This window comes from Henriciella barbarensis (assembly GCF_003576345.1).
Taxonomy (GTDB): Bacteria; Pseudomonadota; Alphaproteobacteria; order Caulobacterales; family Hyphomonadaceae; genus Henriciella; species Henriciella barbarensis.
In genome coordinates this window covers 1-18,009 of the sequence record NZ_QWGB01000003.1, presented here as the reverse complement: position 1 = coordinate 18,009, position 18,009 = coordinate 1, and the positions used below count along the sequence as shown (strand labels likewise).

The 18,009-nt window shown below is 56.2% G+C and carries 12 protein-coding genes, 1 tRNA gene and 2 pseudogenes; 3 read left to right on the top strand and 12 right to left on the bottom strand.

What is annotated here, in order from left to right; genetic code table 11:
- Positions 1–256 precede the first annotated feature (256 nt).
- Complete coding sequence (locus D1224_RS00470) at positions 257–946, top strand: hypothetical protein (protein WP_119377981.1); 690 nt, start codon at positions 257–259, stop codon at positions 944–946.
- A 64-nt stretch (positions 947–1,010) separates the two neighbouring features.
- Here the strand turns inward: D1224_RS00470 and D1224_RS00465 are convergent, their stop codons facing one another.
- From D1224_RS00465 to D1224_RS00415, 11 genes and pseudogenes are all read right to left on the bottom strand, one after another.
- Positions 1,011–2,318, bottom strand: coding sequence for a hypothetical protein (locus tag D1224_RS00465; protein WP_119377980.1), 1,308 nt, complete (start codon positions 2,316–2,318; stop codon positions 1,011–1,013).
- Positions 2,319–2,320: 2 nt separating this feature from the next.
- A complete protein-coding gene (locus tag D1224_RS00460) occupies positions 2,321–2,779 on the bottom strand; it encodes an RNase H family protein (RefSeq protein ID WP_182482110.1) in 459 nt (152 codons plus the stop codon).
- Positions 2,780–2,890: 111 nt separating this feature from the next.
- Positions 2,891–3,640, bottom strand: a complete 750-nt coding sequence (locus tag D1224_RS00455; protein ID WP_119377978.1) for a M48 family metallopeptidase — start codon at positions 3,638–3,640, stop codon at positions 2,891–2,893.
- Positions 3,627–6,698: a type I restriction endonuclease subunit R gene (locus D1224_RS00450; RefSeq protein ID WP_119377977.1), complete on the bottom strand. Its 3,072-nt coding sequence runs from the start codon at positions 6,696–6,698 to the stop codon at positions 3,627–3,629. Before D1224_RS00450 ends, D1224_RS00455 begins: the two co-directional genes overlap by 14 nt.
- 42 nt (positions 6,699–6,740) lie before the next feature.
- Complete coding sequence (locus D1224_RS00445; RefSeq protein WP_119377976.1) at positions 6,741–7,973, bottom strand: restriction endonuclease subunit S; 1,233 nt, start codon at positions 7,971–7,973, stop codon at positions 6,741–6,743.
- The gene (locus D1224_RS00440; protein WP_119377975.1) at positions 7,970–10,408 is read right to left on the bottom strand and encodes a type I restriction-modification system subunit M; all 2,439 of its coding nucleotides are present in this window, start codon (positions 10,406–10,408) and stop codon (positions 7,970–7,972) included. The genes D1224_RS00445 and D1224_RS00440 overlap by 4 nt, the downstream gene beginning before the upstream one ends.
- Before the next feature lie 164 nt (positions 10,409–10,572).
- On the bottom strand, positions 10,573–11,097 hold the full coding sequence (locus tag D1224_RS00435) for a hypothetical protein (RefSeq protein ID WP_147372295.1): 525 nt from the start codon (positions 11,095–11,097) through the stop codon (positions 10,573–10,575).
- 879 nt (positions 11,098–11,976) lie between these two features.
- The gene (locus D1224_RS00430; RefSeq protein WP_182482109.1) at positions 11,977–13,416 is read right to left on the bottom strand and encodes a tyrosine-type recombinase/integrase; all 1,440 of its coding nucleotides are present in this window, start codon (positions 13,414–13,416) and stop codon (positions 11,977–11,979) included.
- Positions 13,417–13,516: 100 nt separating this feature from the next.
- A tRNA-Leu gene (locus D1224_RS00425) sits at positions 13,517–13,601 on the bottom strand.
- A gap of 336 nt (positions 13,602–13,937) precedes the next feature.
- A pseudogene (locus tag D1224_RS00420) lies at positions 13,938–14,638 on the bottom strand (IS6 family transposase).
- A gap of 436 nt (positions 14,639–15,074) precedes the next feature.
- Positions 15,075–16,091 (bottom strand): alpha/beta hydrolase, encoded by a 1,017-nt coding sequence (locus D1224_RS00415; RefSeq protein ID WP_119377972.1) that lies wholly within the window; start codon positions 16,089–16,091, stop codon positions 15,075–15,077.
- 104 nt (positions 16,092–16,195) lie between these two features.
- Between D1224_RS00415 and D1224_RS00410 the strand changes: the two genes are divergently transcribed.
- A complete protein-coding gene (locus tag D1224_RS00410) occupies positions 16,196–16,546 on the top strand; it encodes a MerR family DNA-binding protein (RefSeq protein WP_182482108.1) in 351 nt (116 codons plus the stop codon).
- Positions 16,547–16,636: 90 nt separating this feature from the next.
- Here the strand turns inward: D1224_RS00410 and D1224_RS16905 are convergent.
- A pseudogene (locus D1224_RS16905) lies at positions 16,637–16,729 on the bottom strand (IS6 family transposase); the annotation flags it as partial.
- Positions 16,730–16,802: 73 nt separating this feature from the next.
- On the opposite strand from D1224_RS16905, the gene D1224_RS00400 reads away from it, so the two are divergent.
- Positions 16,803–17,983 (top strand): IS3 family transposase gene (locus D1224_RS00400; protein ID WP_119377970.1). Its coding sequence is split into 2 segments (ribosomal slippage): positions 16,803–17,052 and positions 17,052–17,983, totalling 1,182 coding nucleotides; the frame shifts between segments, so codons are not numbered across the junction.
- Positions 17,984–18,009 lie beyond the last annotated feature (26 nt).

Below are 18,009 nucleotides of genomic sequence, written 5' to 3'. Positions count from 1 at the left end.
TCCGATGGTGCCAGGAGAGGACTGGAGGGCATCTGAGTGATTGAATTATTCCGTTTCTATACAAGAGGTTACAGAAGCGGTCAAGCAGGGGTACAAACCGCAATATGGAGTTTTTTGTACTCGAACCTTGCCGCCGCTTTGTACCGCTCATGCCGACTTTCAGTTACGCGGAACCAGCGACTCCAACGCGCGTTCATACCGTCCTGCCAAACAGCAGATACTTTCCTTTCCACCTCATCTCCACTCCGAGAGTCTCATGACAACAAAACGCTTGCGGCGCCAGACTAAAGTGCCGTCTCCCTTCCGTGCTGAAGACCATGCAAGAGCTGCTCGTCTTCCGACGATCCAACTCGGTCCAGATCTTCGCATTGAGTACAGCTTGAGCGCACCCGAGCCGGTTGGGCTCTATGACGTTCCTTTGGACGAGTTAATGTCGGTTATCCGGCGGCAGGTCTGTGACGCCTGGATCTTCTTGGGCTCTGACATAGTCGGCGGCGTTCAGCTCATGCGCTACAGTATACCCGCGTTTATGGACGCCGAAGAAGTGCTCTACGTAATGGATATGGATGAGCAGGAGGAAAGCGATCTTGCTTGCGCATTGGAAGCTGAGTTCGGCGACATTGGAGAAGAGGTCGGCGCCTATGGTGATATCGTTGAGATCCGTCGGGTCTGGATGAAACCCATCTCGTCCTTGGCTGGCCGGAGCTCGGATGCCGTGAACTCATTGGTAGGCGCCTTCTGTCCTGACTTCGCGTTGATCGTCCTCAAAGCGTTCCCGCTAGAGTATGAACATGCTTTCAACTCCCCAGATGAGTCCTTCGCTGATTTGGCGTTCAACAGACGGCGGGCTGCCATGATGCGGCTCTACACCAAGACCTACAGCGTCCAGCCGATGCAAGGATCTCACGGGGAGCAAGGTTGGATGTATCGACGCCGAGCAGAATAAGCGGCAAGGCGTGAAGAGATCGCTGTTGCCTTTGTTGGGCAGGCCAAGGAGCTTAACATTATTCCTATGCATCCTCGAAGAGATCACCGCCTGCAGACATCTCACCACGAACCGCTTCAGCCCCACCAGTCATCACAACCATGGCCTCACCCCCGCAAATGTCTTTGAAGGCTGTTCTCATGATCTCCTCTGCCAACTTCGTTTTGGAGTAGGGAACGTAGAGTGCATCATGAACTGGTAACGCCACGAAGCCGCTCTCCAGCGCTAACCTTGTGGCGCGGCTTATGATGTCACTCTCATAACGTTGAAGCTCTAGGCCTCGACCACACTGCAACCAGGGCTGTACGGCTTGATGATGGTCCAAGACCAATGCAGAGGCAAATCGTCCGGTCATAGGTCTGAAGGCAGGCGCTGTGCCTCGTGGAAGCCTTGTGCGCGGCTTCTCGTCCCAGATCATGGCATTGACGAGCTTCTTCACGTCGTCTCTTTGCGCCGCCTCTAAACCGGGAATGGCATAAACGTCTGAGCGCGGCGGAGCGGTCTTTTCAAGTGCGTAGGCGATGCGCAGCATAATACCAGAGTAGTCGAGCTCTACAGGGCGTTCCCCCTGAAGGCAAAGATAGTCAAAGCGGCTTTGTTTGCTCATCTGAAACCAGAAGCCACCAGCCATACGCCCGCCCAGCGTGCAAGCTTCGTCTCGAAAGCTTCGGTGTAACGTACGCTGTGAAAGGTCGACGCCATCAAGGGGGGACGTCCATCGGATATCAGCATTAATCAACCGCTTATTGATGTCGACCATCTCGGCCTGCACATGAGTAACTCGAGGCGAGTTGAACGAAGCAGCATCATGGGAGCGGCCTTGAGCAATGACCGGCGAACGAAGCAGTCGCTCGACAACATCAGTATCCTCGACGCTCCAAAGAGCGATCCGCCGCTGCAGCATTTCCCCGGCGCGTAGAACCGTCTGACGGCGCCCTTGGCTTGCCGATCGGCGGCCCCATTCGACGTTGAGCCATCCCTTCGATTCCAGTTCTTTGACGCGCTTTGGCAATCCAGAACTCTCTGCCAACGGCTTTAATAAGTCCTGGCGCCCGAGAAGCGCGACGTCCAAAGAGAGATAGACCCCAAATCCGCCGCCAAGCAGGTATTCTTGAGTGCAATTGCAGACCAGCATCGAGACTGCAGCCTCGAATGGATCTCGAAAGGCGGGCCGTAACGCTCTTGCCTGCTTCCCACTTTGTGTGGACCGCTCACGTCGAGCATCGTCGGCATCTTTAGTCGCCTCGGACACCAGGCAGCGCATCCTGTCTGAAGCGGGTACTCTGTTCCAGTTGATCGGCTTGTCGTTGAAGGGCTTTCTCGCCTCTGTCATCGCTATGTGTGTGACGCCAATTTCTGCGCCTGAAGAAGCTTCTTGGTGACTGCCTTCAACCTCGCCAGCTCCTCTCGTTCGGCATCTCCAGATGGGTGTTTAGCGTCGACTGTATGCACAGAAAGCCGCGCATAGATCCTCTGCCAGAGGTCGGCATTGCTAACCTCTTTTCCTTTCGCTGTCTTGAAGCCCTTGGAGACCCAGACCGGCAAGTCGCTCATGATAGATTTGACGATGTAGTCCTGATCGGAAATCACATGCAGAGTCGCTGGGTCCTCAACTTTTTCGAGGACATCACAAAGAGCCAAGAGGGCAGCTCTTGGACCAGTGGCCTCGCTAATCAATGCCCTATTAGTTTTGTCCTCCCTGTGGTGGCGGCGCCAGCATAGCGCCCACGCCGCATCTGGGCCTGAGGCTGTAGAGACGATGAAGACAGTCGCTTCGTGCTTCGTGATATTCAAACACGTATCTCCCGAGGGGTGATCAAAGATTGGATTGCGAAGGAACTGGGCCGGTGCCCGGGGAACTCGACAGTGCTTATCTTGAAGCCGTTATCCTCACAATGATCTCAATCAGGCAGATCTGTGGGTTTCGAGCTCGTCTTCAAAGGCTAGGGGGAGCGCATTGAGCTCCGCCCGGCGCTGGCGCCAGTTTGGCATGTGGTGATCCAGAAGCGCGACGAAGCGCTCATCATGCGTTGGCGAGAGGAAGTGCGCCATCTCGTGGAGGATCACATAGTCAATGCAGGGCTTCGGCTTCTTAGCAAGTTCGAGGTTCAGCCAGACTAGGCCGTTGTCTGGATTGCAGCTCCCCCACATCGTCTTCATTCGGCGAATGCCAAATCTTGGTACTTCAACGCCCAGGCGTTTAGCCCAGTCCTCGAGTTTCGGCTCTGCGTAAGCTTTCAGCCTCGCTCTGTAGAAGACTTGCAGCGCCCTTGCTCGGTCTTCGCGCATTGCGCTGTTGCTGACTTCCAGGGTCAATCGATCTGGCGAGGTTTGCGAGACGTTTACTCGCCGCCCTTTCGGCCTGACTTGAAGTTTCAATGGCGCACCGAAGAGATAATGTGTCTCGCCGGAAACGTAGTGCCGTTCCGTCTCTCTTGCCTGCTGCCGGAAGTCTCGCTGCATACGCCTGATCCAGTGGAGGCGGTTCAGGACGGAGAGTCTGATGGCCTCTTCGGCGATGAAGCCAGGCGCCGCCACCCTCACATGACCTTCCGGTGGGTAGACGCCGATGTGAAGGTTTTTGATGGGCTTGCGGACGACTTCGATCGGCAGGCCTGCAACTTCAAGGATGGTGCTAGCGTCAGTACTCGCCATTGGCTCTCGCAATCTCAAGGATGTTCTCAGGATCTGCGGCATCACCAAGTACCGGCTTGAGACTTTGCAGGATGCGGCGCTGCTTCATCATATGGTCGCGCCAACCAGCTTCTGCACTTGACCTGATCGCCTCGTCTGCCCGTCTGGCCAACTCTTCATCACTGCCGAGATTATCATAGAGCGCCTTTCGCCCCGGCGTATCCATGGAGGAAGGATAGGAGCGGCCATGCCCTGCGCGCGCCTGTCGGACAAGCTCGGCGATTTCCTTGAGGTACTCTGCATATTCAATGGCATCTTCGCGCCGCCGTTGTACGAGATCTGTCAAGAGCTCCGACATGTTCTCATAGAAACGCGGATTGACCGGCATTTCCTCGATGATCAGACGGCGGACATTATTGGCTATCGCTTCGGCTGAGTTTTCGCGATTTCGTATAAGCTCATCCGGCAGGCCCTTATCCAGGTCAGAGCCCTTGGCCTCGACCAGATCAATGAGGCTGACATCGTCAAGGTGAGAGATAACCTCTGGAGCGTCTGCCTTGATGTAGTTGTCGATGAGATGCCGCATGGCGGGCTCATAGAGCTTCATGTCGACGGCGTCCCCACTATGCAGGCGGACAGCGTCCCGAATGGCGATAGCCCGTTCAACCTCCTGACGGCACGTTTCGAGAAAGGTGCCCGGAAGTTCTGACGCATCCGGGTCTTCAGCCACTGCGCCATAGGCACGCGCATAGCGCCCGGCAAGATTGTAGAGCGTTTCTCGGCGCCGGGCTTTGTCGTCCTGAGACACGTCGCCTTCAACACCGTCGAGTGTCGAGAAGTACGAGTAGATCTCGGTGTCTCCAGCGGGCGGCGCCACGCGTTGCATCAGAGCAAGCCAGGCTTCCCGCGCGACTTCGAGGTCCTCATCCGCACGCTCTGCACGATCAGAGATCAGGCCCTCGACATCTTCCGCGTCAAAGCCGTCGAACGCTTCCGATGTGTAATCCTCGACCGCGTTTTCGATGCTCTTGAAGAGGTCCTTGTAGTCGACGATGTAGCCATACTGTTTGTCGTCCGTATCGAGACGGTTCACTCGGCAGATGGCCTGGAAGAGGCCGTGATCGCGCATCTGCTTGTCGATGTAGATATAGGTCGCGGTGGGCGCATCAAACCCGGTAAGCAAGCGGCTCACCACAATCAGAAGCTTCATCTGTCCCGGCTCCCTGCGGAACTTACGGAGCGCTTCCTTCTCATACTCTTCTTCGTCTTCGTCGCCGAGAAGATCATCGTAGACCCGGTAGACGTATTGGCGCTCAGTCTCACCGAGTCCTGTTTCCTCGCCTGTCAGTTCGCCTGCCGTGCGCTTGTAGGAAGTCACGATGGCGCACTTGTTCGCCAGCATCGAGCCGGACTTCTTGAAAATCTCCAGGAACTTGCAGGCCTCAGGGATCGAACCGGCCACTAGCATTGCGTTGCCGCGCCCGGACTCAAGGCGGGACTTGGTCTCCATATCGAAGATGATGTCGCTTGCGATCTGGTCCAGCCGGTCACGACTTGAGAGCACGCGCTGCAGCGTTCCCCAGCGCTGGCGCAAGGAAGCCTTTGCGACGGGCGTAAGCCCCTTGGTCTTCGCCTCGAACCATTCGTCAATTTTGCCCGGCGCGCTGATGCGTTGATCGATGTCGCGAGCCTCATAGCGCAGGTCTAGAACCACCTCATCTTCCACAGCCTGGTCAAAGCGATAGGGCTTGCCGATATAGGGGCCAAACACTTCAAGCGAGGTCTGCTTGTCTGAGCGCAGGAGCGGCGTGCCTGTGAAGCCGATAAACATCGCATCCGGTAGGATGGACCGCATGGCCTTTGCAAGCTTGCCCGATTGCGTCCTGTGGCATTCGTCGACGAAGACGAAAAATTCGCCTTGCGGCACGCCAATGCCTGAACTCTGGATCTTGGAGACGAGCGCCTGCATCTCCTCTTCCTCACTCTTGCCGAACTTGTGAACAAGGGAGCTCACAACACGGTCTGCGGGGTTGGCGAGGGCCGCCATGAGATCGGCGCCGCTCTTGGCTTGTCGGACCTTGTCACCCGTGCCCCCGAAGACGTCTTCCACGATTTGGCGGTCAAGCTCCTTGCGGTCCGTGATGACGAGGACCCGCCCATCCGGATAGGCTTCCCGGATCCAGCGCGCCAGCATGACCATGATGAGGCTCTTGCCTGACCCCTGGGTCTGCCAGATGATACCGCTAGAGCGCTCCCTTATGCGCGCCTGGGCAGCCTTCACGGCGAAGTATTGGTTGGGCCGTGCGATCTTCTTGGTGCCCGCATCGAAGAGCGTGAAGTCGTGGATAAGCTCCAGGAAGCGAGCGGGCGCCAGCATCTGTGTGACATCGCGGTCCAGGCGTTCGGCGATCTCGCTTTCTTCCTTCCAGGCGAGCCAGTAGGATTGCGGCGTGTCGATCGCCCCGTAGCGCAGTCCCTCGCTGTCATTGCCTGCGAGGGTCAGCTGAACGGTCGTGAAGAAGTGACGAATGAACTCCGCGCGCTGATTGTCTAGCGTCTGGCGAATGCCCTTGCCGACGCTCTGGGTCGACTTCTTGAGTTCGATGACGCCAAACGCGATGCCGTTCACATAGAGGACGAGATCCGGGCGCTTGTTGTAGGCCTTGGAGGACTTGCCGTTGATTGAGACTTCCTCCGCGACGCCGAGATCGTTTACGGCTGGATTTGACCAATCGACGAACGTCACGGTCACTGGGGCTTCACCCGGTCCCGGCGAGACCGAAATGCCGTAGCGCAGGGCTTCGTAGAAGGCTTTGTTGGCCTCATAGAGCTTGTCGCCCTCAAGGCGCGCCTCACGCTTCAGGAGGTTGATTGCCTGAGCGACAAGATCCCGCGCATAGCCTCGAGACAGAAGCCAGGGACGAAGCAGACCTTCTTCGATGTTGGCGTTGCCGTCTTGCTTCTGCCAGTCGCCGAGATAGCGCCAGCCGAGACCGCCCACTGAGCCAGATTTTCCGCCGCAGAGAAGATCTATGGTGCGGTTTTGCGCCTTGCGCTCTGCTTCGCCGATTGTGCTCATGCTCTGGCCCCGCGGTCTGGGTGGTCTCTGCGTGTCATAGCCTCAGACCAGCCTGATCCGTCCGGTCAGAAGGTTCTGCATCATGCCTTCCTTCACCTGCCGCGCCTTGTCGAGGCGAGTTTCGAGGGCTTGGATTTCGGTGTCCATATCAGCGAAGACACAGGAAATAGCTGCTTGTTCCTCGATGGTTTCGGGTACGAAGACCTCTGCTGCTTCAATGATCGCCGTGTTGATATTCATTTGTGAGCCTGTTTGGCCGTGCTGAGACCACTCAGGTTCCATTGTTTTGAGAAGATAATAAAGAAACAGCTGATCGACCTTGAGATCCGAGAACACGACAAATCCGTCGTGTATGCACGTGTCGATAGTAGTGATCGCAGGTTTTCCGACGGTCGCCGCGATGCTCATTATCAGACTGCCGATCGGAACGCGCCTGCTCCGGTCAATACCGTCTTGAGAGAGACGCTGAGTTGTTTGTGTGAGGAAACGCCCGGATTGAGGAAGATCTGAGATCCGAACCCATCCGGTTGACGAGGAATTATCAAACCATCTGGCACTGGCGATTGGTCGGGGTGAGGCTCCGCGGCTAACCTTGCATAGTGTTCTAAGCCGACGCTCTCCCCACTCTCCCGAGAACCCCGGGAGGCGGCGCTTGGCGGTCAGGAGGTCCTGCATCGCGCCCTGCTTGATGAGCCGCTTCTTGGCGATCAGCCGATCCAGCCCCTCGATCAGCGCATCCGCATCCGAGAGCACCTCGGCGATGGCTTCCTGCTCCGACCGGCAGGTCGGGACATAGAACGGATGATCTAATATATCGTCCTTTCCGAGGTTCCCCTGCGCACCTCCGGTCGCTTTTCCCGCCATGGCTTCAACGAAGGTCGGCTGCAGAAGAAGTTGAAATAGGAAACTCCGGGAGACGCGTCTCGGAGAAAGCTTTCCGACTCTCTGATTTAGTAAGCAATTGTCCTCGTTGACAAGACAAACGCGACCAACGTTTCCTGTCATGGAGATCAGTATGTCCCCATGGGAAAGGAGCTGATGACTTTGCAAATCTTTCGGAGCAGAAACGATACGACTGCATTGCCTCAAGTCCATTCGCCCCTGCTGAACGTTCGCGATAGTCACAATTCGATATTGGCCCAGGACATTGTAGGTAGAGCTAGCAAAGGCATACCCATTCTTTAGATCTGCAAGGTCGCCGAGCGAGACCTCGACCCAAGGTTCGCTGCCCTCTCCAGCTCGTACAAAACTTGGGCTATTAACCGCATCGTTCATTGTGCAAAGCCCATAGATGCGAGGTGCTTCTCCACCTTACATGTGAATTTCGACAGTCTTTCAGCTAACTCCGGCAACGTTTGCCCATACCGTTCCGTCAACACTCGCACCCTGGCCGTTAGCTGCTTTGTTCGAGCCTCGATTTCGGCCTCAACGAGTTTGGCAATATCTGACAACCACTTGTCTTCCATAACCAGCGCGCGGATCTCATCCTCTGTCAGCTTAGGATATTTCTTTAAAGTGGCCTCGGTCAGAGCCTCATCGGCCACTTTCACCGCCTTCTTCGCTGCCGTATCAGCGTCCATCAGTTTCTTAGCCTGCTTGAGCATTGCCAATTCTCCGGCGTCAGCTTTGCCCGATCCAATGCGGTCCTTGAGTGTGCCTTTTGTGAGCTTACCGGCATCCGAAAGCGCATCTGAGAGCAGCCCCTCGTCGCCGCCATGTTCTTCCACGAGCTCGTCGATCTCCGCCGCAATCGCATCGGCCTTCATCTGAGCCTCGTCCAAGGCCTTATGCAATTCCGGAAAGAAGCGGGCGACGATCAAGGTTGGCGGGATGACATCCGCGACCAGGCGCACCTTGTTGACGGTAAGGTCGGCCTCTTCCAACCACTTCGTTTTGTTGCCGTCGACTTCCTTGCGCGCCTCCCGAAGCTCCTTCGCCGCTTCCCAGCCCGCATCGGCGATGATGAAGGCGTCATCCTGCATGGTCTCCTGCCAGTAGGACATCAGCCGCTGATAGGCTTCATACTGATCAATGAGCGGAGCTTCGGCGAAGCGGGCCAGCATGTCCTCGGCGATCGTGTGGATGAACTCTGAGGGCTTCGCACCTTGACCAAAGGCCTGCATAAGTAGCCGATTGGCGTCGATCCAGCCCTGAAGGATGGCGCGAACCCGGTCGCGATAGGCCACAAAGTCTGCGTGATTGCGGATCGCCGCGCGGACGTCTTCCGGCTCGACCAGAGGGTCCGAGTAGCCCGGCCTCTCGTTCGGCCCGAAGAGCGTCACGCGTATACCAGGCATGACGGTCCAGAAGTCCTGCAACAGGTCAATGTCGCGGTTCGGCACGCCGCCCTTGAGGTGGGCTTCGATGTCCTGAAGGTCTTCCGGCTCCGAGCCATCGATGTAACGCGGGAGGTTGAGATTGAAGTCGTTGCGCTGGATCTCGTCGAAAGGGACGAGCCGCGAATAGCTGGGAATCTCGGCCTGGCGCGCGAAGGCGTCGGTAATCTTGTGGATGTCACGTTCCCGCAGGCGGTTCTTGTTGCCGTCCTTGATGAACCCCCGCGAGGCATCAATCATGAAGATAGGGCGCTCGGCTGTGGCTGCCGACTTGTCCAGAACGACGACGGACGCCGGGATGCCTGTGCCGTAGAAAAGGTTGGCGGGCAGGCCGATGATGGCCTTGATGTAGCCGCGCTTCAGCACCTTTTCGCGAAGCTCAGCCTCCTTGTTGCCCCTGAAGAGCACGCCATGAGGCAGGATGACCGCGCCGGAGCCTGTCGCCTTCATCGAGGCGAGGATATGCAGGAGATAAGCGAAGTCACCATTCTTGGCGGGCGGCACACCATCGGCGAAGCGATCGAAGCGATCGGCCTCTGCATTCATGCCGTCGCCCCAGGCCTTGTCCGAGAAAGGCGGATTGGCGACGACAAAGTCAAAGGTCTGCAGGCTGCCGTCCGTATTGGTGAATTCCGGATCCGAGAGCGTGTCCCCCTGGCGGATGTCTGCTGTCTCCTTGCCGTGGAGGATCATGTTCATAACGGCGAGGCCGCGCGTCGTGATGTCCTTCTCCTGACCGAACACCGTTAGCGACACAGGAGCCTGATCTGCTGCTTTCAGCAGGAGTGAACCAGAGCCACAGGTTGGATCATAGACGGATTGGCTGACGCGTTCTGCCCGCTCTACTCCTGCGACGGAAGCTACTACGCGGGAGACCTCTGCAGGCGTGTAGAACTGGCCTTTGCTCTTGCCGGACTCCGTCGCAAAGTTCCGCATGAGGTATTCGTAGGCGTCGCCCAGGATGTCATCGCCGCCCGCGCGGTTGCGGCTAAAGTCGAGCTCTTGGCGGCTGAAGATGTTGATAAGCGCGGTAAGTGTGCGCACCATCTTCTCGCCCTTGCCGAACTTTTCAGTATCATTGAAGAAGGCGCGATCGATGACGCCGCTCAGGTCATTTGCTTCGGCGATCTGGGCGATGATCTTGTCGATCTCTTCGCCAATGCTCTTGCGACCACGCAGCTTGCGCATGTCGTCGAAGGTGCAGCCCTCAGGGACGTGGATAAGCGAGTCCGCCTGGCCTGCCCGGTCAGAGACATATTTCACGAAGAGGAGGGTTAGGATGTAGTCCTTGTAGAGGGAGGCATCCATGCCGCCCCGGAGCTGGTCACAGCTGTCCCAGAGGGAGCGGTAGATGTCTGTCTTCTTGATTGCCATGGGGCCTCGCGTGCCAAGAATGAGTCGTCAATCGGTACGCTAATGCTGGATAGCGCATGAGTTCAACGTTGGGTGAATGCGCCGGGGCAACGGATGCCATCTTGTCCACTAGTTTTGGAAAAACGATAGAGGGTCACAGGGAGACACTCGAAAGCGGGGCTGCTCTAGAATGTCTCGCAGCTGCCTACCGCCATGAAAGACCCTGTGTAGCCGATTGAGTTCTCCCACTGATCCTTCGTGAAGGTTGACGACGTTGCGGTGTAGGGGTGCGTAACCAAGCCCAATCGCTCGCCGCGATAGATGAACGTATTGTTCTCTGTGTTGAAGGCGAAACCGGCACCCAAGGTCTGGCAGTCTATGTGATCAGACACCTCAAGTGGATTGCCCTTCTCGGCGAGCTGTCGGCGGAGATCGCCGCTTTCAGTCATATCTAGATAGCAAGGCAATTCGTCGCTGCGCGTGCTCAATTTGGCGGCAACAAGGCTTGGTTCATCCGAGCTTTCGACGAACGCAACTGTGAAACGGCGCTCAAGCTCGCTGGTCCGCCTTGCATCCGATGCAAACTCTCCATCCACAAGCCCCAAGTAAGAAACTTCGTCGGGGATGCAGTAGAAGACCTGTTCTGCAACCGCGAGCGACTGGGTTGAGAAGAATGCGATTGCGCCTACAAGCACACTAGAGCTCTTCATGTCGGCGTTCCCTCTGTTCTATTTACTACAGAGCTCATCTATACGCAGCGTCGCGGTCCGATCCATCCGACGGATCGTAAAACTCGTCAATCACATTGCTTGGCGCGATCTCCGAATACGATGCCCTACTCAGGACTCCTCCATATACGGCAACTTTTGATTGCCTGGCTTTCACTCGAGGACGTGAAGGCGAGGAAAGTCTGCCGCCGGAGATTGCATTGGCTACAGGGCAAGCAGCCCCCCCCGAGGGGGTAAACTGAGGCGAGTTGCTGCGATTAATACCCCTGAGAATTTTGTGCCAGATTTCGATTTGCCCTGGCATCCACAGCTTTCTAGGTCAGAGCTACTAGCGGAACTTGTTCCCAGTTCGTTCACGTGCTTCTTCTTCATGGGAGATCTTCGAACATCGCTTTACGTCGCAATCAGAACGGCACCCAAGCACGTGAGACTTGGTCTGACTGATCGCAATGCCCTGAAGGGGGACGCTGCTGCCAGCGCGCTTACAGAGATCCTTCTGAGCAGTGTGCAAACTTGGATTGAGAATGAATGTCGGCTCCACAGGGAGCCTGCACCAAGCGCTAGACAGCGCCAGTCGAGCAAAGAGTAGTCGAGAGGATTACTCGAATGCCCGGTGAGCGCTTACAGAACAATCAGGGTCAAACCCTTGGAGGGCCTCAAGGCACTTCCAATGTTCCCTAAGCCGCTGTGGAGCAATGAACCCTATCAGTTACCCATAGGAATAATGCTAAGGATGAAGGCAGGTTGATGTCTCAAGAGCTACTCTGAGAGCGCCCAGAGTAGCTTCTTTATCCCTAATACGCGGGGTTTTGATAAGGCTTTGTAATTGCTGCGTTTATATCTGTTCCGCTTGCAGCCGATTTATCCCTTATCAGATCTCGAAACCTTCAACATCTCAGGCTTGTACAAAACCGCGTCTGACTTGCCGAGATACGCCAACGCACCACTCAGCGCGTTATGGCTCTCCACCAATGGCTGCTCCTTCGCACCATACTGAGCGCGTCGTCGCCCCAAGACCCGCTCTCTGACAACGTGAGCGATATCGGGAGTTTGATCTAACGCAGCGGCCATTGTGTGTCTGAAGCTATAACAGACTAACTGTGGCGTATCGAAAATACCCGCATTCCGGATGACCGCATTTATGCGCGCAGATATCCTGTTGTTGTCATTCAGGTCCCCCGAAGATGGAGCCAACGAAGGGAAGAGCCAGCCCTCAGGTGTTCGAGCTTTGGCCGCACGCGCCGCCTCAAGAGCTCCGGCGAGCAATGGCACTCGACGTTCGCTATCGTTAGTCTTCAGACGTCTATCCTCGCTCCATCGAACCAGAGCAAAGGGGAGGTCGCCATCTAATGACAGGTCCTCTGCCATGAGACCTCCGATCTCACTTGGTCTACAGCCAGTGTACTTCAGGAGCTGAACAACCCACGCTGTTTCCTCAAGCACTGAACCCCGCGCCAGGTACTTATCAAGCGCCGCGAGATGGACCTCGTGAAAAGGCAACCGATCAAGAGTTGCTTTGGCATGGTCCGGTGGCTGATGACCCACGAACGGATTGTCGCCCACGAAAGCGCCACGCTTCTTTGCGAAGTTGACCATCGCCTTCATGGCGCCAAGGCGTTTCTTGACGGTCTCGTAGCCTTGTTTGCGATTGTCCACCAGATGGTCGAGCCAATCCATGACCAAGGGGCTGCGGATGTCCGACACGGACATATTGCCATGAAACTCCATGAACTGCCGAAGGGCGTTCTGTGCCTGTCTGTCTACACGACCAGCTTTCTTCTTCTGAGTGTAGAGCTCGAAGGCCTCCTGAACTGTAATTGCCGTAGCGGACACAGAGCCTTTGTTGATCGCTTCGATCTTCATACGATCCTCCAAGCTTAGCTTGGCAGGGCCACCCTCAAGCGACGAACCGTATCGCTTTTCAGCTGCTTCCAGAATGCGATCGATCTCCATACTACCAGCTGTTTCTTCGATTGTGACTGGGTTGCCGTGATTGTCGAAGCCGAGCCGCTCGAGCAACACTGACGCGAGCTCCACACTATTCTCAGCGTGCCACTTACGAACTTTAGCAGCAGTTTCCCACGCAGGCGCTTCGCCGCCATTCTCGCGGATCGATCTTAGCGTACGATCAAACTCACGGTTCAGTGTAACAGCTGTCAGGATAGCTTCATCCTGTCCGCCCGGGGCGAGGAACGACTTTTTAAGTTCGCGTGGCAGGTCGGGCAGTGCGTCACGCACGTCCTGAGGCCAGATCCTTCGATATTGATATTTGCCGTTGGGAAGCAGCTTCAGGTGTTTCAAGACTACACGCATGGTTTGGCTTTTGTACCTCGATTTGTACTCGAGATGCTGTCAGCCAAGGCTAAGACCATTGAAATTGAAAGATTTTTCCGAATTCCGATGGTGCCCAGGAGAGGACTCGAACCTCCACGTCGTGAGACACACGGACCTGAACCGTGCGCGTCTACCAATTCCGCCACCTGGGCAATCCGGCTTCGGAAGGCGGGTTGATACGGTGGGCACGCGTCAACGTCAACGGGCAAATCCAGCGAAATATCGGCGCATATGATGCCGAATTCTCCCGATGTTTTGCCAGAGCGAATTTTCGACCCAGCCTATCAGGCCGCGGAGCAAAATACCTCTACAGCTAGTGATTTCATTGGGTTCGAGAACCTGACTGAACTTTATTCGTTTTTGCTGACCAGCAATGTCGAGCCCCACGCGAGACGCGCGGCTTCGAGAGGGTCACTGAAACAAATAAAGCCTGGCGGTGTTGTCAGACTAATGCAAACTCGTCTCTGTTTTCGGGGAAGCAAACGCGGTTAGGTCGCCAGAAGCAGGCGCCATTCGAGGAGGGCGGCGTCACGGTTCAGCTTGAAGCGGGATCTTGAGTTGCGATGGCGATCCAAATTGAAGTGATTGTGAAACGAGGCGTGGGTTGAGGCGAACTTTTGTAGATTGCCCATCCTTCGAAATCGCGACATCGCTCGCTCCCGTCGCCGGAAGGGCAGGTGACTATTCTCAGCCCGATTGTTGAGATGTCGACCGACCTCCTGACGGTCGATGTTGCCGATTTCTTTCATGGCTGCACCATAAGAACGAAGTCGGTCAGTCACCACTTCATGCGGCGTGCCGTACCGCTTCTTGGCTTTCTTTAGGAAACGCAAAGCCGCTGATTTATCTCGAGTGTTCGTAACGTAGCTCTCGAGCACTTCACCTTCGTGACGGCGCGCCATAGGTAATGCGTCTTGCCATTAATCTTCACATAGACTTCGTCGAGGTGCCATCGCCATTGTGCGATTTGGCGAAGTTGCTGAGATCTGCGCATTCGAATCTCGCCTGCGAACAGCGGCCCAAATCGGTTCCACCAATATCGCACCGTCTCATGGCTTACCTCGATCCCGCGTTCATGTAGGAGGTCTTCTACATTGCGGAGCGATAGCGGGAAGCGGACATTCATCATTACGGCGAGGCGTATGATTACCGGCGACGTCTTGAAGTAGCGGAATGGAGATTTGGTCATGTCGCAAAGAATAGGGCGGGCGGCAACCGCCGTTCAAGCGAAGTTCTTCTGACAATACCTTCTGTTTCGCTCCCAGGCTGACCCGAAAGCTGGCTTGTGCTCACTCTGGCTACAAGGGCAAATTGGCGTGGGGGTGACCTGCTGTTGAGGCAGTCTTACGAATGCAAAGGAGGCGGCCGGCAGGCCGCCTCGATCTGTTGTAAGTTCTCACTTATTACCAATGAAGTTTCTCGTTTGATTTTGTTGAGGCTCTACTTTAAATTGAACGCTTTGACGAAGGAAACTAGCGGATCGATCAAGCTTGGGTGGTGTCGATTGTTCGACATAGCACCGGCATTGTGCGGCCGTTATTCTACCGGTTTCGATTCGAGGTTCCTGTGGCTTGAAAAAGAGCTGCGATCAGGACCGATGCATAGCGAAGCTTGGCTTTTATGAATTATTCAAAATGCCGATCGAAGAAATCGACGAGTTCTTCGGGGTATTTGTTGAAGTAGCCATAACCATCGAAGCGCTGGCCCGTGCCGTGCGGTTTATCGCCGGTCTCTCGAACCCAGATTAACTCTTTTTCGGTGGGGGCAGCATCAAAGATCATCTGGACATCATTGGTGCCGGTTTCGTCGTCGAATGTGTATTGATCAGCCTCAGACTGTAGGAACAGAACTGGCACTGTGAGGCTCTTTATATCGTTGAGATTATCCGCAAAGCCGAAGCCATAATTTTCGATCTGCGCGTCGAGCACTTCATCGACGAGGTCCATTCCGGCCTTGGCGATGATGAAGCGTTCATTCATCTTGTAGGCGATGGGCGGCTGTATGGCGACGACCGAGCGGATCTTTGGATCGGAGAAGGTTTTAGGTTTTTGCGACCAGGCCTTGAAGGTGGCGCTTGCGCCCATGCACTGACTGAGGAATGCAATCTGATCGTCGCGAAATTGCGGATGGTTTTGGACATACTCAAGCGATCCGATCACATCCTGCCATTCAGTTGCGCCGACACCCACGGGGGCTTCGGTTCCGATTCTCGTCTTTCCTGTGCCGCCGTCGCTTTCGCCCTGGCCTCGATGATCGTACATGACGACATTGTAGCCGGCGTCATGAAGGTGTTTCACCATTGGGAGATGCTCTACGGACACGCCATCGAGTCCCTCGACCGCACCATACCGAGTAGTGCCGAGAGCGTGGTTCATGATGATCGTTTTATCCGAGCCATCGGGGGCGGGAATTTCCCAGGCGCTTAAGCGTACACCGTCCGGCGTCATTATGTCAGTCTCAGTGAACGCCATCCCGTAGTCTTGCGGTGTCTTTGGATTCGTCAGACGCTCGGGCGAGACACGCATCTTTACGATTTGATTGACGAAGATGCGCTCTTTAATTCCGCCAAGATTTGCAAACCAGATCAGCCCCGCGAGCATCGCGAGCGTTCCGATCACGCCGATTATTATTTTGAGTGCCATTCCGGACTTCCTTCCCAAAGGTTTCGCTTGTCCCTCGTCAAGAGGAGGGATTCGTGCTCTAGCCTATGGGGTTAACCCCACAGTCAAGCGTTACAGGACAAGAAATGCTGATCGGAGAAGTCTCTAAGCGGGCGGGCGTTACGAAAGAAGCTGTCAGACACTACGTCGACCTTGACCTTTTGAGGCCGACACCCAAACAGGCCGGTACACGGGTCTATCAAGATTTCTCCGAACGCGATCTTGAACGGCTAAAGTGGGTCGTTGTCGGAAAGTCGCTGGGCTTCTCCCTCTCGGAGATCGAGCATTATCTGACCCTGTTCATGGACGAGCGGCTGTCGCGCGAGAAGGCTGCCCAGATGTTTCGCGACAAGCTCAAGGATGTCGACGAAAAGATCGGCCAGCTTCAGGTAATAAAGCATCGCTTGGAAGAGAAGCTGAAGACGACCTATTCGTGATGGTGTTGTGAAAAGGGTGAGAAGGATGTTGTCAGACATGCAAACTCGCCTCTGATAGCCGACGAATAGGCTGGTTTAGGCAGCCATAAGCTAACGCCATTCAGCAAGGGCGGCATCACGTTGAGATTTGAATATCTGTCCTCGGTTGAAGTGGCGGTCGAGGTTGAAATGATTATGGAATGATTATGGAATGTGACCCAGCCCCGTAATTTCCGGCCATGAATTTGCAGAGTCCTCGACACGAAGAGGATGACAGATGCGCAAATCACGATTTTCCGAAGAACAGATCATTGGGATGATCCGGGAGCACGAAGCTGGTGTGAAGACGGCCGATATCTGCCGCAAGTACGGCATCTCGGATGCGACCTTCTACAAGTACAAGGCGAAGTTCGGCGGCATGACGGTGTCGGACGCCCGGCGGTTGAAGACGCTGGAGGAGGAGAACTCGAAGCTGAAGCGCCTCCTGGCCGATGCCATGCTGGACAATGCCGCCCTGAAGGACCTGGCGACAAAAAACTTCTGACGCCCGATGCGAAGCGGAAGGCCGTGCACCACGTGATGGAAACGCATGGCCTGTCGGAGCGTCGGGCCTGCCTGCTGGCCGATCTCGATCGGTCCACCTTCCAGTATGAGAAACGCGATGGCGGTGACGAGAAGCTGCGCCAGAGGCTACGGGAGCTGGCTGGTGAACGCCGCCGGTTCGGCTATCGCAGGCTCGGCATCCTGCTGGACCGCGAGGGCCTCAGTGCCAATCACAAGAAGATCTACCGCATCTATGCCGAGGAGGGGTTGGCCGTGAAACGACGACGCGGGCGAAAGCGGGCGACAGGCACGCGTTCGCCCATGCTCCTGCCGGAACAGGCGAATGAGCGATGGAGCCTGGACTTCGTGTCGGATGCCCTCAGCGATGGCCGCCGGTTCCGCACGCTCTGTGTTGTCGACGACTTCTCCCGGGAAGCCCTGGCTGTGGTCGTCGATGTCTCCTTGTCCGGCGTGCGGGTCGCGAGGGAGCTGTCCCGCCTCATCGCCCAGCGGGGCGCTCCGAAGATGATCGTCTCCGACAATGGCACTGAGCTCACCAGTCATGCGATCCTGAAATGGGTCCGCGAGGTCGGCATCGAGTGGCATTACATCGCGCCGGGAAAGCCGACACAGAATGCCTTCGTCGAAAGCTTCAACGGCCGGCTGCGCGACGAGTGCCTGAACGAGCATCTCTTCGACAGTCTCGGTGACGCCCGGCGCATCATCGAAGCCTGGCGGATCGATTACAACACGACACGGCCGCACACCGCACTCGGCGGACTTGCTCCGTTGACCTATGCCGCTCAGCACCGCAGACACCGGCCCGGCTCGCTTGAGCGTCGCGGTGGCTCCGCTCGCCGGGCCTTGACCTCAAACCAACCAACAGAAAGAAAGGCGAACAGACTCTCCGAATGAACGGCCCGGATCACGGGGCTGGGTCA